Genomic DNA, 22,259 nt, shown 5'->3' on the forward strand with positions numbered 1-22,259 from the left:
GGAGGGAATTCCCCTCCGATTTTTCATTTTTCCAAGCCAGTTTCATTCAAAGGAGAGACTTCTTTCCTTTTACAAATTATTTTTCAACCAATCAAACAACACGAAGGATTGGGTATGGTTATCCGCTTGGCAATGCGGATCACCCGTTTGTCCTGTTGGTACGATATGTATCGACTTTGGACACTTTAACGCATTATATACGCGATATGCATGATCTACATTTGCTTGTCGATCCTCTGCTCCATGTAAAATAAATGTTGGACATTGAATCTTTTCAGCTACATCTCGCAAATGATATTTTTTCAGTTTCTCTCTAGCTTCTGCCATCGTTTCAGCGCCAACAACATGCTTAAGAATATTGGCTAGAGGATGATCATCTGGTCTATTTTCCCACATCTCACTATAATCATAGACTGCGCTGAAAATACCGCAAACTTTATAGCGGGGTTCATATGCAGCTGTTCGTGCTGCCATGTAGCCTCCCATAGACCAAGCCATAATTCCGATTCTATCAGGATCGATTCCTGGTTGCCCGACGGCCCAATCCATAACAGCAGTTCCCGCTACTTCATAGTCATATCTTGATGTAATATTATTTACACGTAGTGCAGCACCTTGACCCGGTCCATCAACAGCAATTAGACTAATTCCGCGCTCTAATAAATATGGAGCAAGCGCAAAATACATTTCTTCTGCTGTAGAATCAAGCCCGCCAAACATTACAACTGCCGGAGACTTATCCCCTTTTGGACTTTTATAAAAATAACCTGGTAAATAGGAATTCTCATAAGGAATCTGAATAGACACTGGCGGGTTTGGCAAAAGCGCCGCACCTTTTTTAAATGCTTCAATCCCTTTTTGATAGGTTTCCAGCTTTCTAGCATCTTCTGGCTGAAGGAAAAATTCTGCCAGCCTTATATAGTCTGCTGCACGTAAATAATGAACTCTTGCAGTTTCTACATTTTCATTTTGCATCGCTTCGTTCGCTTGTGTTAACACACGGTCCCCTAAACGGTTCCATTCTGTATACCAGCTATTGTAATCACCAAGCTTAATGCGCTCGGCAGTTTGAATACACTCGCTAAATTGGCTACCACCATAAACTGTATGTCCAATAATTCGATTTACTTGGTATGACCACATGTAATTTTCAGGCCAAAAATACCACATACTATTACCTCCATTCCCATTATGATTCTAGCGACCTGATGTAATTTTCTTATCATCAAGTGGAATCATGATGTTTGTATCGCTCCATGCACTATTAGGGTTTTCTTCAATTTTCCATTTCACTGGCCCCCAGTCTGGTGCAAAAATCAAATGTGATAATGCATATAATTCGATTAAGTTTCCACCCGGCTCTCTTACATAAAGATAGAAACCTTCCGCTAACGCATGACGCTCTGGGCCACCCTCTAACTTATAGCCATAATCGATTAAAGTATCAGCAGCTAATAATACTTCTTCTCGGCTGTCAACTGCATAACAGACATGGTGAAGACCTCCACGTGGCACATTGTCCCCTGGTGTCAAGAAAGCAATATCATGAGATAAATTACTTACTGCCAACCATGCTGCCATTTCTTTCTCAGCTACTGAAGTATAGATTCCCTCATGGTATCTAAATCCGATACTTTGATAAAATTCACGATCTTTAGTTGTATTTGGTGTCAAAGTTGTTATATGATCAAGACGTTTTGCACCAACACCTCTTCGTACGATTTTCTGTGCACGGTTCTTCCATTTACTACGCATTTCTTGTGGTGCTTGGTACCACTCAATATCCCAAAATACTTCTGAGGGATGTCCACCAGGAGTTTGGAAACGATAGGCATCACCATGTCCTCGTTCACCTTCAACCCATCCTTCACCATATCCACTTGCTTCGATAATTTTAACTGCTTGCTGTAACCCTTCAGGACCTGTTGCACGCCATCCAATATGACCTAATCGGGCTTCGTTTCCTTCCGTAATTTTTAAGGTATGATGAAAATAATCATTCCAAGCCCTCATATACACAGATTGACCTTTCTGTTCAGTTACCTCTAAACCAATTACGTCTCGCATAAATTTAACGGTTTCCTCTGGCTTTGGAGAAATTAACTCCACATGAGCTAGTTGTGAGATCAAAAACTGATTTTGCATTCCTTTTCCTCCCTAACTTGTAAACCCTTCCAAAGAAGAATTTATTTATACACTTATTTAATATGCAAGAAGTGTGCCAAAACATAAAAATGTTAAAAAGGTGATAATAGTGGAATCGCCGCAACATGTAAAATTATTCAAAATGTTCAATAACTGGACGATTGTTCAGATGTTGTTTAACTATTTGTCAACTGTTCAGCGCGGATTACGCTGAATACTAAGGATAATTGAAAAATCATGTCGTAGAACAATACAAAAAAAGAACAATGTCTTTTTAAACATTGTCCTTAAATTATGATAGGAATTATATTTTATTTTGTAATTATGCTCTTAAACGCTTCGGCCTTCAACAAAATTTCATCCCTCTTAACTTCATAAAGTCCGTATGGCACCAATCGCAATCCCGGCAAGAAGTCACAAGTTAAAAATAATAGAGTATATAGAATATCATGGAATGGGAAGCCTCGGTCTTGTAAAGTTTTAAGTAATTCATCATGATACTCGACTGCTTTATCAAAAGAAGAATTAGTTGTCATCATCCCGGTAAGCGGTAATGGGATTTCAAGGATGATTTCGTCACCATCGACTATCACGATACCCCCACCCATTTCGTGAACCCTTACAGCTGCTTTTGCCATCGCCTCCGGATTCCTTCCAATAGTTAACAATTCCGTCGTCGTATTATAGGTTGTGGCCATTCCATCAAGTGAAACGGCAAATCTTTCTAAGACGGCCTTACTCACCCAATTCCCTCTCCGATCAATCAATGCTGAGTACACAAGACCTTTATGACCTGACAAATCCGCAAATCCATTATCCGAAGGAATCATCGTGTCTTTTCTCATAGTAATCACATTACTTTTAAAATAGGAAACAGGAATTGGCTCATTTTCATCTGGATGTGGATATTGGTAGAGTTCTGGATTCTCTAGAACTAACTTCGGAAATTCAAAAGCTTCACGCACAACGTATTTCGTCCAATCCATTTCCGGCATAGTTACAAGCAAGTGGCCATTTTCTGCCACGATTTCTCCACTCGCGACAACTAAGTCTGGTCGGAAGTCAACTAGATTCGGTAGCAAAAGAATATCTGCCTTTCTTCCTGGAGCAATTCCGCCAATATAATCCTCCAAGCGAAGAAAAGTCGCTGCATTGATTGTTACCATTTGAATCGCATTCATCACAGGCACACCAAGTTCAACCGCTTTGCGGACAAGTCCATCGACAAACCCTTCCCTTTCAATGAATCCTGGATGTGGACCATCTGTTGTCATCACGATACGACTTGTGTTGACGTTTCCTTCGGTGATCATTTTTATGACTTCTTCAAGGTCTGGTCGGAGTGAACTGTTTCGAAGTGTCGTCCACATGCCTAAGCGAAGTCTTTCTAATGCTTCTTTCGCCGTGATTGCTTCATGACACGCCGTAACACCCGATGCAACAATTGCGTTTAATTTTTCATACGAACAGCCTGATGTGTGACCATCGGAAACCTTTCCGATTTCTTTTACATAGTCCATTGTCTCGAGTAAAAATGGATCTCCATGATAAAGCAACGGCCAACGGGTTACTTCTGCTGAGCCAACTACCTCGTCCATTGCCAATAACTTCTGAATATCCTGATGGTTATACCACTCACGTTCCCCCGGATAATCCGCCTGTGAAACTAGTCTAACAAGCCAGAGGAAATTTCCAGGCAACGATTGTAAATCATGAACCATGTTCTTGAAACCTTTAGCTCCCATATGTAAATAGAAAAATAGATTATCATTTACAGAGGTTGTTGTACCTAGTGGCAACACCTTACTTGTCATGCTAATCGGATTGTAGACAACCCATGGATGGGAATGAGCCTCTATAAATCCAGGAGATACGTATTTTCCTTCAGCATTAATGACCTTCGTATGTTCACCAACCATCGATTCACTATTCCCAACATACGCAATACTATCCTTATAAACAGCCACATTAAGCTTTAAAAATTCCCCAGAGTATACATTGATAATCGTACCGCCTTTTATGTATAAATCAGCAGGTATGTTTCCCTTTGCTACTTCCACTAGTTCACTTCTTTTGGCTCTAAGCTTCAAACTGCTCACTCCCCATATACAGTTATATTACGTTTTATTACTTTTCGTCTTTATAACATAATATTAATAAGAAATGCTAATTGCTGTCAACGTTATTGCTTAAATTTATGAAAAATTTAGATTTCGGAATGTAGATGAGTCGAGGGGAACAGTCTATTGTTCCAAATCATAAACGAAAGGCAGCCACATAGGACTGCCTTCTGTATAACAATTATTAAACTACAAAATAGATTCGCCAACTATCGTTTATTTCTTGAATCGCTTAATGGAAAATGAGCTAATATCAAACTTAGTTTTCCGGTCTCCTGTTACTAACTCACTTAATATTTCTCCTACAACACTACTAAATTTAAATCCGTGACCTGAGAAACCACAGGCAATCACGACATGATTGTGATTAGGATGTTTATCAATAATGAAATCCTCATCTGGCGTGTTCGTATAGGTACAAACCTTACCCAACTTGTGCTGCCCAACCTTATCTATATGGCGCTTCGCAAAACCACTAACATCCTGGGTATCTTCTTCATAGGTTCCAAATTCTTCTATTGGTTTACCCATATCTCTTGGAAAGCCACCATCGTGTCGCCCAATTTTGACACCTGCTTTTTTAATACTAGGAAAACCGTAAAACGTTTCAGTTGGTAATTCAAAGGCGAAGGCTGGGAATGTGTCAGAATGGTAGATATCCTCATCTGTATCAAACCACGAAAATGTTTTTCTTACTTCTTGTAACGGCAACTCTAATCCAATTAACGGAAGAAGCTTTCTAGTACCCGCTCCTGGAGTGAAAATAAGTGACTCCGTAGTATAACTGTCCTGTTCTGTTTTTACCTCAACATGATTCTCAAAAATTGATATGGATGAAACTGGTGAATTAGGATTTAGAATGGCTCCATGTTTCAATGCTTCTGTCTTATATGCGCTAACACAATTCTCACTCATTAAAACACCTGAATCTCGTTCATAACAACCTATGTAACCATCTGGAACACTAAATCCTTTCCATCTTTGATTAATTTCCGCAGCAGATAACTGCTCCACATTTAGCGAATATTTTTTTGCACTATTGATTACATTTTGAATAAAAATAGAATTAGGTTGCGCAACATTCAGGACACCAGTATTTATAAATATCGTCTCTTCAGAAAGCTCATGAAGATCATTCCACAACGCCTGTGCCCGAAGTGCCATCTCAACATAACTTTCTCCTTCTCCATAAGCATGGCGAATAATTCTTGTTTCCCCATGGTGTGACCCTTGAGAATGTGGTGGATTATGTGAATCTATTAACAAAACACGTTTCCCTTGTTTCGCTAAATAATAGCCAGCTGCCATCCCCATCGAGCCAGCACCAACGATAATAACTTCAAAGTCCAAATGATAACCCCCAACTAGCAAACACTATTAAAATAAAACGAATATACTATTAAACATAGTTTGTTTCGCTCAATAATAAAACTTAATTCAATTCCTAAATGCTTTATTTCTCATTCAATTCAACCGCAGCCTTAATTAATTCTGTAAAAACTTCCGGCTGAATTTCTTCTATCTTTTTTATACGTATATGCCTCATACCTTTGCCTGAACCTTCTAATAATTGATTAATGTCCTTCTCTTGGAGTTCCACTCCTCTATGAAAACCAAAATTCACATGTTTTTTAGATGCCTGAAGATAACATACCAATCCTTTGTATGTGTAATTAGGCATCGACCATTTATATTCCTCAACCAGATTTGGAGACGCGTCAAGAATGATTTTTCTCAATGCCGCTGTAATGTTTTGAATATCCTCCGCTAGTTTTAAAATATACTGGTCAACCGCTTCAATCGTTTTTGTATTCTCCATAATTATCACCTTTCATGATTACGTTCTTTTCTCCTCAGTATTACCTTCCATTATGACAAATAATAGCACAAATAAAAAGGAGTATGTTGTATCTTGCAGCATACTCCTTTATAGTAAAATTAAATCATATAATGGAGGAGATAATATGAAGCTAGGTGCATTTTCCGTAAGCTTAAATGTAAAAGATATTCACAAATCAAAGGAATTTTACGAAAACCTTGGTTTTCAGACTTTAGGTGGGGACATTTCTCAAAATTGGCTCATCATGAAGAATGAAAATACTGTAATTGGGCTATTCCAAGGGATGTTCGATAAAAATATACTCACTTTTAACCCTGGATGGGATCAAAACGCGCAAAATCTAGATTCGTTTACAGACGTTCGTGATATCCAAAAGCAGCTTAAAGAAAAAGGCATCACAATGCTGACAGAAGCTGCTGAAGCAAGTGAAGGACCTGCACATTTTATAATCGAAGATCCAGACGGCAATCAAATTCTTTTCGATCAGCATCGATAACCAATTACATAACGCAATAAAAAGCCTTCTACCCAGTAGTATAGGGCAAAAGGCTTTATTATTTGTATGAGATTTTTAAAACCTATTTCGCATTTTCATCTGGCTGATGAATTCCAAAGATATTTCCCTCTGTGTCGACATAGTAGCCCTGCCACGCCATTCCTGGTAGCGCATATTTCGGCATTGCTACCTTTCCGCCTCTAGCCATAATTTTTTGCTCAGTAGAATCGTAATCTTCCACACCCATTGTACAAGCATAACCATTCAATGGCTGGTTTGCACCTGGAGGAGGACTCTGGCGTTGCATCAACGCTCCATTAATACCCAGTTCATTTGCTTCGCCCGTTACAGCGCCAAAATAAGGCATCCCGGCATATTCGCTCCAATCTTCAAATTTCCACCCAAATACTTCACCGTAAAACGTTTTTGCTCGCTCCATGTCATCTACATGAATTTCAAAATGAACTAATCTTCCCAAGATATCCACCTACAATTTCTACAAATTTTTGTTACACTATGTAATTTCTACTTAAGACGTTGTTACACCTTCTCCATTATCGGAAAAAACAAAAAATGTTATTCACGATTTCAACACTTTCTATAATGGCATTTTCACTTATTTCTCTAAATAGTTTTTCAACGCATCTAAATCTTTTTCACAGGCTTTCTTAAAGGTTCCTGCCATCAATTTACCAAAAAGTTTAGCCAAACCAGTAAGCCCTTTGATTTCACCATTCAATGTTACAAGCGTCTTATTTTCTAAAGATGTTAATATGTATGTAAACAAAAATTCACCTTTGCCCGTTGTCCCTTTGGTACCATCAACACGGAGCATAATTTTATTCGGTTCATTAAGCTCAACAACCTCAAAATGTTCAGAAGCCTCTTTTCCAAACATCTTTCTTGTTTCATTCCACTGACTTCCCTCACGCATTTGTCCCTCATCTAAACGTTCAATTCCTACAAACCCTTGCATCCATTGCTTGGCTGATTCAAGGTCAAGTAAACCTTCATAGACTTTTTGTTGGGATTCATGGATTGTCTTTTTTACTTCAAAACGAATGCTCAAGCGGACTCCCCCTCAATAAACTTTTTAGAAAGTATATCATACAACTTCTTAGTTGACTCAAGCAATTGCATGGATTTGTATTCAAATATATACTTAAAATAAATAAATTCTTGAAAAAAGGTGATTCAAATGAATACAACCGAACAATCAGCATTAACTCCTACGCTTAAAGAGAACGCAATTACATTCTTAAAATCCGTAGCATCAGGAAATGTTCGCGAAGCATATAAGAAATTCGTTGGTCCTGACTTTTCTCACCACAACCCCTTTTTCCGTGGTGATGCAGAGAGCCTCATGGTCGCAATGGAAGAAAACGCAGCCAAGAACCCTCAAAAGATTTTTGAGGTAAAGCTTGCTATTCAAGAAGGAGATAAGGTTTCAGTCTACTCCCATATTAGGCAAAATCCAGATGATCTTGGAATAGCAGTTGTACATATCTTTCGTTTTGTGGATGGCCAAATTGTAGAATTATGGGATATTGGACAACCCATACCAGAGAACTCCCCTAATGAAAATGGTATGTTTTAATACTTTCAAAACAACAAAAGCAGCCCCGTAGGACTGCTTTTTTAATACACATACTGAATTACAAAATTACTAATAAATAAAATAGCAATCATATAAAGCGCAGGATGAATTTCCTTCCCCTTCCCCATTAACAGTTTCATCACAGGGTATAAAATAAATCCGATTGCCATGCCGTCTGCAATGCTATATGTTAATGGAATCAACACAATAATTAAAAGTGCTGGAAAGCTTTCCGTAAAATCATCCATCGAAATGTTCACAATGTTTTGCAGCATCAGAACTCCGATTAAGATGAGAATCGGTGAAACCGCGCTTGCCGGAACCATTTTAATCACAGGAATAAACAAAATTGAAACTAGAAACATAACTCCTGTTACGATGCTGGTTAGTCCTGTTCTTCCGCCCGCTGTGATACCTGCTGCAGTTTCTACAGATGCAACAGTCGGACTCGTTCCAAAAATACCTGAAGATAAAACTGAAACAGCAGTTGCTTGAAGTGATTTTTTACTACTTTCCGGACGTTTTAACATGTTACTATGACCATGAATCAAACCAATATTTTCAAAAACAAGAACCATCGCTAATGATATGGAAGTTAACCAGAAGACGATATTGCCCGCTTCTGCCCAAGATAATTGGCCAAACACCCCGAAGTATTCCTGAAAATCAGGGGTAGTAAAGGAAATAGCTTCAAATTGGGCTCCACCAATCCATATCGATAATACTGATGTAATCAAAATACTTAATAAAAGGTTACCCGGCACATTTTTAATAAATAATAATACTGTTATAATCAAGCCAATAAAAGTTGTAATCACTGTAGGGCTACTTAAGTCCCCTATTGCAAGCAATGTGTGCTCAGAGCTTGTGATAATACCTGCGTTGTCAAACCCAATTAATATCAACAGGACTCCAATTCCAATCGTAATCGCTTCTTTTAAAGAATTCGGGATTGAGCTAGTTATCACTTTCGCTAATGGTGTAAAAGCAATCACTACGAAAATGAGTCCTGAAACGAATACCATCGCCAGCGCTTCCTGCCACGTGAACCCTCCAGATTGCACGATTGTATAAGTAAACATCGCATTAAGCCCCATCCCAGGAATAAGGAGAATCGGAGTATTACTCCATAATCCGATGATTACACATCCTAAAAAACTTGTTAAAATGGTAGCTATTATTCCCGCTTCCATCGGGATACCAGCCGCTGCCAAAATAGTTGCATTGACAATAATAATGTAGACTACAGTTATATATGAAATTAGTCCTGCAGAGAATTCTTTTCCAATTGTAGTTCCATGTTGTTTTAAGTTAAAAAATCGTTCCATATTAATCACCTTTCTATCCGTTGCAAACGAATATTATCATAACATGGACTTCTACCATATGAAAAATATATAATTCATATAGAAACCATACTTTTTTCATATAGAAGGTGAATTCAATGGACATTAAGCAATTACGCTATTTTATCGCAATAGCAGAGGAAAAGAATATTACAGCCGCTGCCAATCGGCTTCATATGTCTCAACCACCATTAAGCATGCAGTTGAAGCAATTGGAGGAAGAGCTTGGTGTTAAATTATTTGAGCGTAATGGCAGGAGTATGGAGTTAACCGATAAAGGTAAGATTCTTTATCAACGCGCATTACATCTAGTTAACAATATTGAGGAAATTAAAAATGAAATTCAAGAAACAGAAGAAGGAACGAAAGGTGTTCTTGCTGTAGGTGTTAACACATTGTCTGTTTCGGGGTTTTCAGACATGCTTCAAGCCTTTCATGAAAAATATCCGCTCGTATCATTGAAGGTCGTTCAAAATGACTCTTATTATCTAGCGGAGATGGTAAAAAGCAGAGCTATTGAATTGGCATTCGTACGCCTTCCACTTGAACATCGAGGTTTTATTTACGAGCACCTTCTAAGCGAGCCATTTGTTTTTGTGAGCAATAAGAAAACAGACATGATTTCACTAGAAGAAATTTCACAGGTACCCCTCATTATTCCTAGCACTGAAGGCTTAGGTAGCTATAACCTCATTCATGAAGCATTTTCAAGGCAAAAACTTCAATTTACGAGTATTGCAGAGTGCTCGGATATGCATGTATTAATGGAGATGGTTAAGGGTGGTATGGGGGCAACCATTGTGCCAAAATCTGTATTGGATGTATATGGGGATGCTAATCTTTATTCATCACCGATTAAAGATGCAAATTTGAATTCTTCATTAGGAATGATCTGGCTTGAGCATCATTATGTATCAACACCCGCTAAAAACTTTTTTGAGTTGGTGAAAAAAGAACTATCTTAAGGGACGGAGTGACCTTCGTCCCAAATATAATATAAAAAACAGCCCCACATTTGTAGGACTGTTTTCCGGTCTCATTTATAGGTTAAATTATAATTTAACTACGTTAGATGCTTGAGGTCCACGGTTACCTTCAACGATTTCGAAAGAAACTTCTTGACCTTCTTCTAAAGTTTTGAAGCCATCGCCTGTGATTGCTGAGAAGTGTACGAAAACATCGTCTCCACCTTGTACTTCGATGAATCCGAAGCCTTTTTCGCTGTTAAACCATTTTACTTTACCATTTTGCATGAAATATGCCTCCTAAAATGAACACACAAACCATTTGTGCATTGAAAATTTAACCATTGTACACTTACATAAATCTAAAACAAATTCACATATAACTTCAGAAGATTAGCCGAAATTAACGTTTTTTCTTTCTTTAAACTTATATAACGCAACAAAATGGTCTATTTCATCATAGCATCGTAGATTATCTTAGTCAACCAACAATTTTGAAAATAGTCATTTTCTCTCATATATTGTAAAGATAAACCATTTATCTAAAAAGCTTCAAATATTCCCCGTAACCTTCTTTTTCAAGATCTTCTTTCGATATAAATCGAAGTGCTGCGGAGTTGATACAAAAACGCATACGAGTTGGGCCGGGACCATCATAAAATAAATGGCCTAAATGGGAATCTGCCGTATTACTTCTAACCTCCGTACGAATCATCCCGTGTGATGTGTCAAGTTCTTCCACGATTTCCTTCGCATCAATCGCCTTTGTAAAGCTTGGCCAGCCACATCCTGCATCATATTGATCCAGTGAGCTGAATAACGGCTTGCCCGAAACAATATCGACATAAATGCCTTCATTTGTATTGTTCCAAAACTCATTTTGAAACGGCGGTTCTGTGCCTTGTTCCTGTGTCACATAATATTGCATGTCTGTCAGATTTTTCTTCGCATCTTCAAATTCCTTTGCAGCCCAATGCTTTCTGATGAATGTATCTCTTCCAGAACCTTTGCGGTAGCGGTTATAATGTTCAGGTTTCTTTTTATAATAGTCCTGATGATACTCTTCCGCACGGTAAAATTCCTTTGCAGGAAGTATTGGAGTTACGATAGGTTTTGAGAAAATCCCGCTTTCGTTAAGCTTTTGCTTTGATTCTTCGGCAATTTTTTTCTGTTCGTCAGTATGGTAGAAAATTGCTGTACGGTAGGATTCTCCACGATCATAAAATTGTCCGCCCGCATCTGTTGGGTCAATTTGCTGCCAAAAAGTTTCAACTAATCTTTCATATGGAAAAATGTCTGGATTAAAAGTAATTTGAACAGCTTCATAGTGCCCTGTCGTTTCAGAACAAACTTCTTCATACGTCGGGTTTTCCTTTGTTCCGCCTGTATACCCTGAAATAACCTCTATGATTCCTGGCTGTGTATCAAACGGCTTGACCATACACCAGAAGCAACCACCCGCAAAGATTGCTTTCTCCACTTTTTCATGTGTAGTATCCATGTGCCCTCTTCCTTTCTCCTTTTTGCTTGATTTCATTATATCACTTCTAGCGTATGTTCAAAAAAATACGCTCATATTAATTCCAGAAAAGGAAAAAGTAAAAAATAGGAGGTGTAAGAATGAGTAGTCCTTATTTATGTCCTAATTGTAAAACCAATCGCTCCAGGTTCAATATTATTGAACAAGTGCCAAAGTCGGTTAAAATGGACCCACAAAGCGGCGAAGTCGTTGAAGAATACACCGCAAATCTTGACCCGTTCCATATCCCATACCGTGGACCGGAAATCAAAGTACAATGCGGCGTATGCGGCCTTATCGAAGAAGAACAATCCTTTGTCAAAAGAGCTCAGAATTTTAAAGGTTGAACGAAAAAAAGGCGGACCACGGGGGTCCACAGGGACGGTTCTTGTGGTTCTCCAATATTTAACAAAAACATACAAAAGGGACAACTCTCGGATTGCCAGAATTAACTGGACCAAGAGAACCGTCCCTATGGTTGCTTAATACCCTTCTTGTTTTACTCTAAAGAATCTTTTTATAATAGAAATTCGTAGTTCGATTAATGGCTGGGTAATCGCTCGGATTGTTTTCGTTGATAACAACAAAGTTAATATTAGTGATGCTACTACTAATATCGCAAGATTCATTGCGTCGTTAAAAACGTCGGGCCATTCGCTGTTTCTGAAATATTTAATAACAAATCCGTGCAACAGATAGACATATAGTGTATGTGTTCCCCAGCTTGTGAAGAAATACTGTTTTTTCGGTAAAAGCGAGAAGAACGCGACTGTCATCACAATCGAAACAACATAGAAGGCTAGTCTAATAAGCCCGCCTAGATTTTCCTGTGACAGCGTGACATACGACTTTGAGCCTAAAAGCCAACCAGTATTGAAATCTGGTACAAAATAATAGGCAATAAAAATTGCTGAAAGCAGAATCGCTGACCCCACTTGCACCGCCGGACGTTTCAAAGCGACAAAATGCTCTTTTTTACAATAGAAGCCTAATAAGAACAATGGGAAAAAGACAAATGTTCGCGACAAACTCAAATAACTTTCCACAAATGGAATATATCCAACTCCAACCCCAACTAAAACCGCCAACGCCATCGACCATTTCATCGGTAATTTCGTATAGGCATATAACATGACATTCCAACAAAACAAACTAATTAAAAACCAAAGTGACCATTGCGGATTAAATGGTTGGAATAAAAGCGACCCACCATTATATAGGAAGTAATAATAAATTGTGTAAAGTAGCTGAAAAATCAAATACGGAATTAACAGCTTTTTCGCTGTCTTTTTAATGTAGCCTTCCTTCTTAAATCCCTTTGCAAAAAATCCTGATACTAAAATGAATGCAGGCATATGAAAGGAATACACGAAGTGGTAAATTGTCATGATGATTTTATGATCATCGATAAAAGGCTGAATAAAATGTCCAAAGACAACAAGGAATATTAGGATAAACTTGGCGTTATCAAAATAATACTCTCGCTTAGTAGCCATCATAAAACCTCCATACTATTGTTATCGTATTATAGCATCACAAGGAGGTATTTTATGCCGATGTCTTTGATTTGTAAATGTCTTTTTAAAGATGGTGACCTGTTTGTAACTATATTGAAAAATCTTAATCAGATTGAAACAAACTGTAACGACGTTTCTCTGTGATTCATATCATCCTCTCTTGTTGTCACAGGTTTTATAATGAAGATGAGGTGATGGTTATGGCGAAGGATTGGTCGATAGATTTGGAACATGGAGATTATCAGCGCAATATCGCTTTGGTGGTAGAGTACGGGTTGGAGCAATTGAGGAAACGGGAAGTGGCTGCTACGTCAACCTCGTGACACCTGCAAGTTTGGCAACCCCATTCATTATCTTTCAGAAGCTATAAGTCGAAAGTTCGGAACTGGTGTGTCCCATAAATTCATCGACCAATGTGGGTGCGGTGGCTATGTTTTACGCGTCTGGAAAATATAACGAAGTGTTACAGAAGCTATTGAAATACGAGAACCAACAGGTGGTCTTGAATTGGTACGAGGATGAACTATTGATCGCGCGCGACGGGTTCTTCTTTTCCCATATTCAAATTGAGGATAATTTACTGATTTTTATCAAAGACCAATGTAAAACAAATAGTCCCTCTTGCAAACTATGAAACAATTGAAATCCTCCCCCGATTTCAGGGGTTTTTTCCAACTATCTACCAGGTAAGAGGTCTTGCAGATATATTTTCCACATTAAAAAATACTCAGGTCCGCTGAGTATTTCTTTTTATCCTTCAATCATCTTTAAATATGGGACCTCTTGCCCATCAACATTAGCAATATAAACAGGTGTATCTGTTTCATAAATTTTTGTTCCGATCGGTAGAATACTCGCTGTCCCGTCGCTAAAACGAAATGCCCTTTCCGAGTGTGTATTAATCTCACCAACCTGTTCACCAACTGTATAGTCAAGCTCCTGTACCCAGTCCACATCATGTGCATTTGAATATACAATCCCGTCCAGTTGAAAAATATCTGCATTTTCATTATCTAAAAAATCAGCAGGAGTCGGGTTACCAGTTATATTATTCATACAAGCCCCCATAAACAAGAGGAACAACAAAAGAAAAGAAAGGTATTTTATATATTTCACTTGTTCTCTCACTCCTAATATCTACTGATAAAATAGTTCATTGGTACAAACCGAATCCTAAGGATTATCATAGCATATTTTACAAGGACAAAAAGAATGTTTTATAGCCTAATAAAGGAGAATATTTCTGGTCCCGAAAGTTTCGCAAATGAAAATAATCCCTAATTATGATATTATTAATCTATTAGTATATAAAGAATGATCTTAGGAGATGGAAAGAAATATGCCGACTTGGCAACGAAATTTGTGGGTTCTTTGGATCGGGGTCTTTTTTACAGCTTCAGGTTTTTCAATGGTTATCCCGTTTTTACCAATCTTTTTGTTGGAAATCGGGGTCCATGATAACACTGAATTATGGTCAGGGCTAATCTACGGGGCCGCATTTTTTGCTGGTGCATTTGCGACACCGTTTTGGGGAAGGATTGCCGACAAATATGGACGTAAACCAATGATTGTACGGGCAGGTTTTGCCCTTTTTCTTGTTTACACGTTAATGGCATTTGTTACAAACCCTTATCAAATTTTAGGTCTACGTTTGATGCAAGGCTTACTAAGCGGATTTATTCCTGGGTCAATTGCGCTCGTTGGTACGAATACGCCAACGAAAAAAGTAGGTTATGCGCTTTCGTTGATTTCTTCGGCTGCAGCGACCGGGATGATATTGGGACCACTGTTGGGTGGAGGTTTAGCTGAACTTTGGGGTAATCGCTGGGCCTTTGCAAGTGCGGGAATCATCGTCTTCTTTGCAACGTTTTTAATCATTTTTTTCGTAAAAGAAGAAAACTTCAAGGCAAACAAGGAAAAGGGCTCTGTTATCAAAGACTTTAGCATTGCGATTAGCAACCGCCCATTCTTACTTGTATTAATTCTAACTCTTATGGTTAGCTGTTCTACGATGATAATTGATCCAATCTTGCCGTTATACATTGCTGACATCGCAAGTCACACTAGTTACGCAACATTACTCACTGGTTTTATCATCTCTTTACCAGGTCTTGCAAGTGCATTATTTGCACCTGTGTGGGGAAAATGGGCGGATAAGGTTGGCTTCCAGCGCGTATTATTCATCGGACTTTTAGGAGCCGGAATTGGAACATTAGCACAAATCGTCTTTACCCACATCTGGGGCTTTTCTGTAATTCGTTTTGTCTATGGGGTCTTCTTCTGTGCAGTCTTCCCTGCTTTAAATGGGCTAGTCGTCAAATCAACACCTGAAGATTTCCGGGGCAGAGCATTCAGTTTACACCAAACAGCAAACCAAATCGGCGGAATGATTGGCCCTCTCTTAGGAGGTTTACTCGGAGGATTGTTTCCTACGCAAATCCTTTTCTCCGTTACAGGTGGATTACTCTTAGTTGCTCTGGCAACAGCCTACCTAAATGGTAGTCAACGAAAACGCGTGGTGAAACAAGAGGTACTTGCGAAAAACAAATAGGTTGATCTCGAAATCGCTAGGCAAATAACCTAGCGTTTTCTTGTTTAAGGGACATATTCACCGAACAGTTTTTGTCGTTTTCTGAAAATTGAGATTCCAAATAACAATTTCCCTCATTCTCGAATATTTTATCCTAAAGGAATTTGAAATCATGTAGGTGAAAAAATGGACCTCAACTTAAAATTATACATTCGACAAGATGCCTTTATCTTAATCCCCGTTCTTTATTTTATTGGGCTTATCCTAAAAGATACTCCTTTCATTCCAGAGTGGACACATCGATGGATTCAACTAAGCTTCACGGTAATCTCATGTTTGCTCTATTATGGATTCGAAATACAATCAGTTGTTCAAGGGATACTTGTTACCGGTACAACTATGATTTCTGAAGATCTTATCAAAAACACCATCCACGGTATTAACAACGCCATCAATAAAAAGGATGAGTAACCGGCTGGTGACACGGCAATAAAAGCCCAGGACATGGGGAGGTTTCTTATTTCTAGGTCCTCCCTACTAATCAATCAGTATCTCAATCTGATCTTTATTTCCCTCTACTAAATCATCTAATAACTGATACGCTTTATTTGAATATTCTTCAATATCTTCCAATGAATCTCCAATAATTGTTTCTATGTAGCCGACAATATACGCACTTTTTTCTGTTGTAATTTTTATGTATTCTTGATAGAATTCCTCCGGATCCATTCCCAGCTTTTTCGCTTGAGAATCTACAAATTCACGGGTGGATTTTACACCAGGGCTACTATCGTTTTCAGGGATATATCCTCCATTGAGATCAATTGCTTCTAGGACTTGTTCAGTAACATCTATATTCAGCTTCTTGGCCTCTTGAATTGCCAGCTCCCCTTTAATAATTCCTGGCAGCTTATCACGGATTTCCTTATCCTTTACCTCATATAAAAAACGAATATCTCCAACCGTAATTTCATCACCTCTCACAATCGCTGCGACATCATCATCACTATACTTTGATTCAGATGTGCAGCTAACGATGAACGACACAAAACCGATCATTCCGAAAGTAATAATCTTCCTCATGTGAAACCCCCAATTAAAAGAAAACTAGAACATTTACACTTACCATGGCCACTTCCCGTTTTATCCTAAACTAATAATATATCGCACATTTTTGTTTTTGGAAATTAATTCCTTTATCTTTCTTACAAAAGAAAAAGCGCTGTTCTAAAATACCAACGCACTAAAACCATTTTTACTTCACATAATGCTTTTTAAAATCAGGGTGGATCGAGAACTTGTGACGTAGGTCAATCAGGTTCTTGCCGAAGCTATCTTCTAATATATCACGATGTTTGTTTAACAGCTCCATTAGGTACAAATCGTGAATAATGATTTCGGTAATTGGCATAACTAGTCCAACATGCATCGTCCAGGCAGCCCGACTATCCTTGCCCAATGAAACGATACCGGCCACAACCTCGGAATCGTCGCCACTATAAACAAGCCACCTCCCACCATATTCGTCAGTGATATCTTGACTCATTTCATGGATATATATATTGGCAAAATCAGATGCAACTTCACCGTAGGCAACAATCGTAACATTGACTCCTCTTTCTGCCGCTCCTCTTAAGTCCTCGGCTAGCTCCTCATACTCCTCTTTCCATATTTCTAACAAAATCCTTTTTTCTGCAGATGCGATACAGGTGCGAACCTTATCCAGAATTTCTGTATCCCCAGCGATATTCCATATATTTTCACGATCATGAGCCGAACGCTCAAATTTTTCAAAAAACTTCTCAGCCTTATCAAAATTTTCCTCTGCCCTCGTGCGACGGTTTCGTATCAATTCTTTCGCAGGCACTGGCGTGTATTGTGGAGTATTTCCAGGACTAACTAACACATCTCCACGCACAACGAGATTATCCAACACTTCATAAATTTTTGAACGCGGCACACCCGATTTTTTCGCAACTGCGTAGCCAGTAAGTGGAGATTCCTCCAAAAGACTCAAATAGGTTTTCGCCTCATACTCGGTAAAATGTAAATTTTTTAATGTATCTAAAATATGTTCCAAATTAAATCCTCCAAAAAAATAGTCGCTACCTTAGTAACTATATTTTAACAAAATGTATTGATACATTCCAAGTCTGTCTGCTACAATACTTTTAGGTAGTTACTACGGTAGTCACTAATGTCATTTGGAGGGAAACATGAAATGTATAACCTAATTGCGTATATACCAATTGCTGCTATGATGATTATAATTCCTGGTGTGGACACGATGCTGATTATAAAAAACACACTTACATACGGTCCAAAAGCAGGTCGCTATACAATGATAGGCACCTCAATGGGTCTTGCTTTCTGGACACTTATTGCTGTTCTTGGGTTATCTGTAGTGATTGCGAAATCGGTGTTTCTCTTCAACTTCATTAAATATGCAGGGGCAGCATACTTGATCTATATAGGAATCAAAAGCTTCTTTGCAAAGAGTTCTTTGTCATTGGAGGAACTTCAGGATCAAGCAAAGAATCAAGTTACACCTACAAAAAAACACCATAAAGATTCATTTTTACAAGGATTGCTAAGTAATATACTTAATCCGAAGACCGTTCTCGTGTATATCACCATTATGCCTCAGTTTATCGATTTGAACGAAAATATAAACCAACAATTAATCGTAATGGGCCTTATTATGTCTTTACTTGCAATTGTTTGGTTTCTACTCCTCGTATCAATTCTTGATTACGCGAAAAAATGGTTTAACAGCCCTAAATTCAATAAAGTATTTCAAAAATCAACCGGTCTAATTCTCGTCGGATTTGGTATCAAAACTGGAATTTAATATCGTTTAAAAAATCCGTTCATTAATAGAACGGATTTATTTTTTCCTTCAAACATAAAGTAAAATTATAGATTAGTACTTTGTTGTGAACAAAGGCTTATGGCTGATTTATATCTTCATCTCGATTTTAGCCTTTTACGAAATCCATAAAGTCGATTCCTATCATAAGGTTCACGGGATTCTATTATTAACCACTGGTAGTACACCAGCCCATACCCACACGGCGCACTCTTACCTTACATATGATAAAGAAAGTATCAAGGTGAGGTGATGAAATGACAGAAAAGGGATTTAATCTAATGATAGCTGTTGTCATCGGATTCCTAATAAGCTGTGCGGTGTATTTCTATGTAACAGAGGACAAAGCAAATCCTGTAACATCGACTCCTACCACCGAGCCACCACCAACTCCCCCTCCTGCCAACAAAGATGAAAATCAACCGCCACCAGCAAATGAACAGGATCATGAAAATCAAGATAAAAATAATGAGAATGATAAACAAAAAGAGCAAGAGGTACAAGAACAGCAAGATCAAAACAATGATGAGAAAGCAAAACCAAGTGATAACCTACCCGAAATCGTTTGGGGAATTGATTCAGCAAGTGAAACGACAAATAATTTTTATGTATGTGTAAAAGAAAACTTTGGTGACCCGGTTGTATTTGGACGGTACCTCGGCGAACGTGAAGGAATTTCAGTAGGTCTTACAGCTGAACAAGTGAAAATTATCCATGCTGAAGGTGATACTATTCTACCAATCTACAATCATTTTAATGACGCTACAGGCTACGATAATGGTGTGGCACATGCAAAGGAAGCAATTAAGCTGGCAGGTGAACTAGGCATTCCAGAGGGAGTTACCATTTTTGCCGATATTGAACCGGAATATCCGGTAGATTCAGAGTTTATTAAAGGCTGGTTTGATACTGTTGTAGCATCAAACTACAAATCTGGGATTTATGGGGTGTTTGACCCTGAACAAGCTTTGTTTAAAGCTTATCAAGAAGCTGGTAAAAGTAATGGAGCAATCCTTGAACAAAACTATATTTGGACTGCCGCACCAAGCGTAGGAATCACTGCAGAAGCGAAAGCACCTGAATTTAAACCATCTGCTCCAGATGGATCACTTGCATGGGGCTGGCAATACGGCCTAGAAGCTGAAAGTTGCAACATCGACACCAATTTATTCAAACGTGAACTAGTGGATGTTCTCTGGGGACCATAACTTAAGATTGTTATAAAATAGAAGCATGAGTTTGTTTGGCTCATGCTTCGGTCTGTTAGTTAACCATTCGACTGCTGCATATAAACCTCTTCGTACGGCTGAACGATGACAAATCCATCTCCTTCAAACCTCATTTGGATGGACTCGCCACTTCCACGACCGACGAAGGTTTTAAATGAAATATCCGTTTGGAATTCTGGTTTGAGATTTCCTGACCATGCAACCGTTGCGTTTGGATCGGTCACAACCGGTTTTCCTGGTGTTACCCGCAATGTGAGTGGCTCGTAATGGGTTGTAATCGCGAGCATTCCACTCCCCTCACAACGAACATTAAACAATCCACCTGCCATCATTCCTGCAACACGTTTCATCAGCTTAATATCGTGTCTTAAGGATGGTTCAAAAGCAAGAAGATCATTCCCATTCACATAAATCGCCTCATTCTGCAGCTGAAGGATGATGATTTTTTTCCCGCTATCGGCCAAGTAGAGTTTCCCTTGCCCATTCGCTTTCATTAAAGAAGCTCCCTCGCCTGTCAACGCTTTCTTAAACAGGTTTCCAATGCCATGCTCAAGGATTCCTTCACGTTCATACTTGATTCTTCCATTATACGCAACCATCGAACCCGCTTTAGCCCAAACCATGCCATTTAGATTTACCTCAAGCATTCTAGGAGTCTCTAATTCAAAAAGCCCCTCCCCTTTGTCCTCTTGCTCCGTATTTTTAATAAATTCCGCGATTGAATATTTACTCATTTCAGCCACTTCCTTTCGTTAGTTTGTTTTACGATTTGGCTAGCAAAAAGGTTTCATTTTGTAAATATTTCGTTAATTCATTGCTGTTTATCACTTTATCTTGCTTACAAATGTTATAATGCCGATAGTATTTCGAAAAGGAGAACAGAATGAAAAATTTACTAGAGATTCTTCTCGTCTCAACTAGACTAGGACTCACCTCTTTCGGTGGACCCGTTGCCCATTTGGGCTATTTTCACGAAGAATACGTCCGTCGAAGAAAATGGATGGATGAAAAAACGTATGCAGATCTAGTGGCTTTGTGTCAATTTCTACCTGGACCTGCAAGCAGTCAGGTGGGAATCGGAATTGGTGTTATGCGCGCTGGTGTACTTGGAGGAATTGTATCGTTTCTAGGTTTCACACTACCTTCCGTGATTGCGCTGATTGTTTTCGCCTTGATCCTCCAAGGTTTTGATATCGGAACTGCAGGCTGGATTCATGGTTTAAAATTAGTCGCAGTAGCAGTTGTGGCACATGCTATTCTTGGAATGGCGCAAAAGCTCACCCCAGATTTACCGAGAAAATCACTCGCATTGTTTGCATTAGTTGGAACTCTATTATGGCAAACAGCCTATACACAGATAGGGGTTATCCTTATTGCAGCAATCTTAGGTTTTGTTTTATTTAAAAATCAAGTAGAAAGCGAAACTACGAATCTACAGTTCCCAATATCTCCTAGATTTGCAGCAATTTGTTTGACGTTGTTTTTCAGTTTGCTCATTGTTTTGCCGATTTTAAGAGAGGTAACTTCCTTAGATTGGATTGCCATGTTTGATAGTTTTTATCGTTCTGGATCACTTGTTTTTGGCGGTGGACATGTTGTTTTACCGTTATTAGCGCATGAATTTGTTCCAACAGGCTGGCTAAGTGAAGAAGCGTTTTTAGCTGGATATGGTGCAGCACAAGCTGTTCCGGGACCCCTCTTTACATTTGCTGCCTATCTTGGTGCCGTGATGGATGGTTGGCAAGGAGGACTACTCGCAACAATCGCCATATTCCTTCCGGCGTTCCTACTTGTTTTGGGAACACTGCCATTCTGGGATTCGCTTCGACACAACCCTAAAATTAAAGGAGCTCTAATGGGGGTAAACGCAGCAGTGGTTGGAATTTTGATTTCCGCATTCTATCATCCGATATGGACCAGCACTGTGTTTGCACCTATCGATTTTGCATTTGCCGCAATCTTATTCAGTATGCTTGTCTATTGGAAGCTTCCACCTTGGATTGTAGTTGTGACAGGAGCGATTGGAGGAGCCGTTTTAAGTATGTTCTAGACTACCCCTTTGGTAGTCTCAGACTGTAGACAAACT

25 protein-coding genes are annotated in these 22,259 nt (G+C 38.8%); 10 read left to right on the forward strand and 15 right to left on the reverse strand.

Going from position 1 to position 22,259, the window contains the following annotated elements:
• Positions 1-69: 69 nt before the first annotated feature.
• The 5 genes from V7097_RS16680 to V7097_RS16700 all read right to left on the reverse strand — a co-directional run bounded on the left by V7097_RS16680 (position 70) and on the right by V7097_RS16700 (position 6,084).
• The gene (locus V7097_RS16680) at positions 70-1,170 is read right to left on the reverse strand and encodes an alpha/beta hydrolase family protein (RefSeq protein ID WP_335704758.1); all 1,101 of its coding nucleotides are present in this window, start codon (positions 1,168-1,170) and stop codon (positions 70-72) included.
• Between the two features lie 27 nt (positions 1,171-1,197).
• Positions 1,198-2,145 (reverse strand): VOC family protein, encoded by a 948-nt coding sequence (locus V7097_RS16685; protein WP_335704759.1) that lies wholly within the window; start codon positions 2,143-2,145, stop codon positions 1,198-1,200.
• A gap of 311 nt (positions 2,146-2,456) precedes the next feature.
• On the reverse strand, positions 2,457-4,235 hold the full coding sequence (locus V7097_RS16690; protein ID WP_335704760.1) for an adenine deaminase C-terminal domain-containing protein: 1,779 nt from the start codon (positions 4,233-4,235) through the stop codon (positions 2,457-2,459).
• Between the two features lie 246 nt (positions 4,236-4,481).
• Positions 4,482-5,615: an N-methyl-L-tryptophan oxidase gene (solA, locus tag V7097_RS16695; protein ID WP_335704761.1), complete on the reverse strand. Its 1,134-nt coding sequence runs from the start codon at positions 5,613-5,615 to the stop codon at positions 4,482-4,484.
• A gap of 103 nt (positions 5,616-5,718) precedes the next feature.
• Positions 5,719-6,084 carry a DUF1801 domain-containing protein gene (locus V7097_RS16700; RefSeq protein ID WP_335704762.1) on the reverse strand — a complete coding sequence of 122 codons (366 nt, stop codon included), beginning with the start codon at positions 6,082-6,084 and terminating at the stop codon, positions 5,719-5,721.
• Positions 6,085-6,229: 145 nt separating this feature from the next.
• Between V7097_RS16700 and V7097_RS16705 the strand changes: the two genes are divergently transcribed.
• Complete coding sequence (locus tag V7097_RS16705) at positions 6,230-6,601, forward strand: VOC family protein (protein WP_335704763.1); 372 nt, start codon at positions 6,230-6,232, stop codon at positions 6,599-6,601.
• Between the two features lie 82 nt (positions 6,602-6,683).
• On the opposite strand, the gene V7097_RS16710 is transcribed toward V7097_RS16705, so the two are convergent.
• Together V7097_RS16710 and V7097_RS16715 are read right to left on the reverse strand one after the other, a co-directional pair.
• The gene (locus V7097_RS16710; protein ID WP_335704764.1) at positions 6,684-7,079 is read right to left on the reverse strand and encodes a VOC family protein; all 396 of its coding nucleotides are present in this window, start codon (positions 7,077-7,079) and stop codon (positions 6,684-6,686) included.
• 138 nt (positions 7,080-7,217) lie between these two features.
• Entirely contained in the window at positions 7,218-7,670 is a 453-nt protein-coding gene (locus V7097_RS16715) for an SRPBCC family protein (RefSeq protein ID WP_335704765.1), read from the reverse strand.
• A gap of 129 nt (positions 7,671-7,799) precedes the next feature.
• Here V7097_RS16715 and V7097_RS16720 point away from each other — a divergent pair, with 129 nt between their 5' ends.
• Positions 7,800-8,198 (forward strand): nuclear transport factor 2 family protein, encoded by a 399-nt coding sequence (locus V7097_RS16720; protein WP_335704766.1) that lies wholly within the window; start codon positions 7,800-7,802, stop codon positions 8,196-8,198.
• A 41-nt stretch (positions 8,199-8,239) separates the two neighbouring features.
• Here the strand turns inward: V7097_RS16720 and V7097_RS16725 are convergent, their stop codons facing one another.
• A complete protein-coding gene (locus V7097_RS16725; RefSeq protein ID WP_335704767.1) occupies positions 8,240-9,526 on the reverse strand; it encodes an NCS2 family permease in 1,287 nt (428 codons plus the stop codon).
• Positions 9,527-9,642: 116 nt separating this feature from the next.
• On the opposite strand from V7097_RS16725, the gene V7097_RS16730 reads away from it, so the two are divergent.
• Complete coding sequence (locus V7097_RS16730; RefSeq protein WP_335704768.1) at positions 9,643-10,509, forward strand: LysR family transcriptional regulator; 867 nt, start codon at positions 9,643-9,645, stop codon at positions 10,507-10,509.
• A gap of 87 nt (positions 10,510-10,596) precedes the next feature.
• Here the strand turns inward: V7097_RS16730 and cspD are convergent, their stop codons facing one another.
• Together cspD and msrA are read right to left on the reverse strand one after the other, a co-directional pair.
• Positions 10,597-10,797: a cold-shock protein CspD gene (gene cspD / locus V7097_RS16735; RefSeq protein ID WP_229140071.1), complete on the reverse strand. Its 201-nt coding sequence runs from the start codon at positions 10,795-10,797 to the stop codon at positions 10,597-10,599.
• Between the two features lie 250 nt (positions 10,798-11,047).
• A complete protein-coding gene (gene msrA, locus V7097_RS16740) occupies positions 11,048-12,010 on the reverse strand; it encodes a peptide-methionine (S)-S-oxide reductase MsrA (protein WP_335704769.1) in 963 nt (320 codons plus the stop codon).
• A gap of 119 nt (positions 12,011-12,129) precedes the next feature.
• Between msrA and V7097_RS16745 the strand changes: the two genes are divergently transcribed.
• On the forward strand, positions 12,130-12,375 hold the full coding sequence (locus V7097_RS16745) for a DNA alkylation repair protein (RefSeq protein WP_335419349.1): 246 nt from the start codon (positions 12,130-12,132) through the stop codon (positions 12,373-12,375).
• A gap of 135 nt (positions 12,376-12,510) precedes the next feature.
• On the opposite strand, the gene V7097_RS16750 is transcribed toward V7097_RS16745, so the two are convergent.
• On the reverse strand, positions 12,511-13,524 hold the full coding sequence (locus V7097_RS16750; protein ID WP_335704770.1) for an acyltransferase family protein: 1,014 nt from the start codon (positions 13,522-13,524) through the stop codon (positions 12,511-12,513).
• Between the two features lie 232 nt (positions 13,525-13,756).
• Between V7097_RS16750 and V7097_RS16755 the strand changes: the two genes are divergently transcribed.
• Positions 13,757-13,915 carry a hypothetical protein gene (locus V7097_RS16755; RefSeq protein ID WP_335704771.1) on the forward strand — a complete coding sequence of 53 codons (159 nt, stop codon included), beginning with the start codon at positions 13,757-13,759 and terminating at the stop codon, positions 13,913-13,915.
• 380 nt (positions 13,916-14,295) lie between these two features.
• On the opposite strand, the gene V7097_RS16760 is transcribed toward V7097_RS16755, so the two are convergent.
• Positions 14,296-14,601, reverse strand: coding sequence for a hypothetical protein (locus V7097_RS16760; RefSeq protein ID WP_335704772.1), 306 nt, complete (start codon positions 14,599-14,601; stop codon positions 14,296-14,298).
• Between the two features lie 283 nt (positions 14,602-14,884).
• Between V7097_RS16760 and V7097_RS16765 the strand changes: the two genes are divergently transcribed.
• Complete coding sequence (locus V7097_RS16765) at positions 14,885-16,096, forward strand: MFS transporter (RefSeq protein ID WP_335704773.1); 1,212 nt, start codon at positions 14,885-14,887, stop codon at positions 16,094-16,096.
• Between the two features lie 165 nt (positions 16,097-16,261).
• Positions 16,262-16,546 carry a phage holin family protein gene (locus tag V7097_RS16770; protein WP_335704774.1) on the forward strand — a complete coding sequence of 95 codons (285 nt, stop codon included), beginning with the start codon at positions 16,262-16,264 and terminating at the stop codon, positions 16,544-16,546.
• Between the two features lie 66 nt (positions 16,547-16,612).
• Here V7097_RS16770 and V7097_RS16775 read toward each other — a convergent pair whose 3' ends face one another.
• Both V7097_RS16775 and V7097_RS16780 read right to left on the reverse strand, forming a co-directional pair.
• A complete protein-coding gene (locus V7097_RS16775; RefSeq protein WP_335704775.1) occupies positions 16,613-17,158 on the reverse strand; it encodes a hypothetical protein in 546 nt (181 codons plus the stop codon).
• Positions 17,159-17,330: 172 nt separating this feature from the next.
• Complete coding sequence (locus tag V7097_RS16780; RefSeq protein ID WP_335704776.1) at positions 17,331-18,155, reverse strand: TrmB family transcriptional regulator; 825 nt, start codon at positions 18,153-18,155, stop codon at positions 17,331-17,333.
• A gap of 141 nt (positions 18,156-18,296) precedes the next feature.
• On the opposite strand from V7097_RS16780, the gene V7097_RS16785 reads away from it, so the two are divergent.
• Both V7097_RS16785 and V7097_RS16790 read left to right on the forward strand, forming a co-directional pair.
• Positions 18,297-18,926 carry a homoserine/threonine efflux transporter gene (locus V7097_RS16785; RefSeq protein ID WP_335704777.1) on the forward strand — a complete coding sequence of 210 codons (630 nt, stop codon included), beginning with the start codon at positions 18,297-18,299 and terminating at the stop codon, positions 18,924-18,926.
• Between the two features lie 275 nt (positions 18,927-19,201).
• Positions 19,202-20,152, forward strand: coding sequence for a glycoside hydrolase domain-containing protein (locus tag V7097_RS16790; protein WP_335704778.1), 951 nt, complete (start codon positions 19,202-19,204; stop codon positions 20,150-20,152).
• A 59-nt stretch (positions 20,153-20,211) separates the two neighbouring features.
• Here the strand turns inward: V7097_RS16790 and V7097_RS16795 are convergent, their stop codons facing one another.
• Positions 20,212-20,907: an AIM24 family protein gene (locus tag V7097_RS16795; protein WP_335704779.1), complete on the reverse strand. Its 696-nt coding sequence runs from the start codon at positions 20,905-20,907 to the stop codon at positions 20,212-20,214.
• A 149-nt stretch (positions 20,908-21,056) separates the two neighbouring features.
• On the opposite strand from V7097_RS16795, the gene V7097_RS16800 reads away from it, so the two are divergent.
• The gene (locus V7097_RS16800) at positions 21,057-22,223 is read left to right on the forward strand and encodes a chromate transporter (RefSeq protein WP_335704780.1); all 1,167 of its coding nucleotides are present in this window, start codon (positions 21,057-21,059) and stop codon (positions 22,221-22,223) included.
• Positions 22,224-22,259 lie beyond the last annotated feature (36 nt).

The sequence above is a fragment of the Bacillus sp. JJ1562 genome, assembly GCF_036962705.1.
Taxonomy (GTDB): domain Bacteria; phylum Bacillota; class Bacilli; order Bacillales; family Bacillaceae_L; genus Ferdinandcohnia.

Excerpts from the sequence above, each read along its gene's own strand:
- V7097_RS16765 (WP_335704773.1), top strand. The coding sequence starts at position 14,885 with ATGCCGACTTGGCAACGAAATTTGTGGGTTCTTTGGATCGGGGTCTTT.
- V7097_RS16800 (WP_335704780.1), top strand. The coding sequence starts at position 21,057 with ATGAAAAATTTACTAGAGATTCTTCTCGTCTCAACTAGACTAGGACTC.
- V7097_RS16795 (WP_335704779.1), bottom strand. The coding sequence starts at position 20,907 with ATGAGTAAATATTCAATCGCGGAATTTATTAAAAATACGGAGCAAGAG.
- V7097_RS16775 (WP_335704775.1), bottom strand. The coding sequence starts at position 17,158 with ATGAGGAAGATTATTACTTTCGGAATGATCGGTTTTGTGTCGTTCATC.
- V7097_RS16770 (WP_335704774.1), top strand. The coding sequence starts at position 16,262 with ATGGACCTCAACTTAAAATTATACATTCGACAAGATGCCTTTATCTTA.
- V7097_RS16720 (WP_335704766.1), top strand. The coding sequence starts at position 7,800 with ATGAATACAACCGAACAATCAGCATTAACTCCTACGCTTAAAGAGAAC.
- msrA (WP_335704769.1), bottom strand. The coding sequence starts at position 12,010 with ATGGATACTACACATGAAAAAGTGGAGAAAGCAATCTTTGCGGGTGGT.
- V7097_RS16785 (WP_335704777.1), top strand. The coding sequence starts at position 18,297 with ATGTATAACCTAATTGCGTATATACCAATTGCTGCTATGATGATTATA.
- V7097_RS16685 (WP_335704759.1), bottom strand. The coding sequence starts at position 2,145 with ATGCAAAATCAGTTTTTGATCTCACAACTAGCTCATGTGGAGTTAATT.
- V7097_RS16680 (WP_335704758.1), bottom strand. The coding sequence starts at position 1,170 with ATGTGGTATTTTTGGCCTGAAAATTACATGTGGTCATACCAAGTAAAT.
- V7097_RS16760 (WP_335704772.1), bottom strand. The coding sequence starts at position 14,601 with ATGAATAATATAACTGGTAACCCGACTCCTGCTGATTTTTTAGATAAT.
- V7097_RS16700 (WP_335704762.1), bottom strand. The coding sequence starts at position 6,084 with ATGGAGAATACAAAAACGATTGAAGCGGTTGACCAGTATATTTTAAAA.
- V7097_RS16705 (WP_335704763.1), top strand. The coding sequence starts at position 6,230 with ATGAAGCTAGGTGCATTTTCCGTAAGCTTAAATGTAAAAGATATTCAC.
- V7097_RS16745 (WP_335419349.1), top strand. The coding sequence starts at position 12,130 with ATGAGTAGTCCTTATTTATGTCCTAATTGTAAAACCAATCGCTCCAGG.
- V7097_RS16730 (WP_335704768.1), top strand. The coding sequence starts at position 9,643 with ATGGACATTAAGCAATTACGCTATTTTATCGCAATAGCAGAGGAAAAG.
- V7097_RS16790 (WP_335704778.1), top strand. The coding sequence starts at position 19,202 with ATGACAGAAAAGGGATTTAATCTAATGATAGCTGTTGTCATCGGATTC.
- V7097_RS16750 (WP_335704770.1), bottom strand. The coding sequence starts at position 13,524 with ATGGCTACTAAGCGAGAGTATTATTTTGATAACGCCAAGTTTATCCTA.
- V7097_RS16725 (WP_335704767.1), bottom strand. The coding sequence starts at position 9,526 with ATGGAACGATTTTTTAACTTAAAACAACATGGAACTACAATTGGAAAA.
- cspD (WP_229140071.1), bottom strand. The coding sequence starts at position 10,797 with ATGCAAAATGGTAAAGTAAAATGGTTTAACAGCGAAAAAGGCTTCGGA.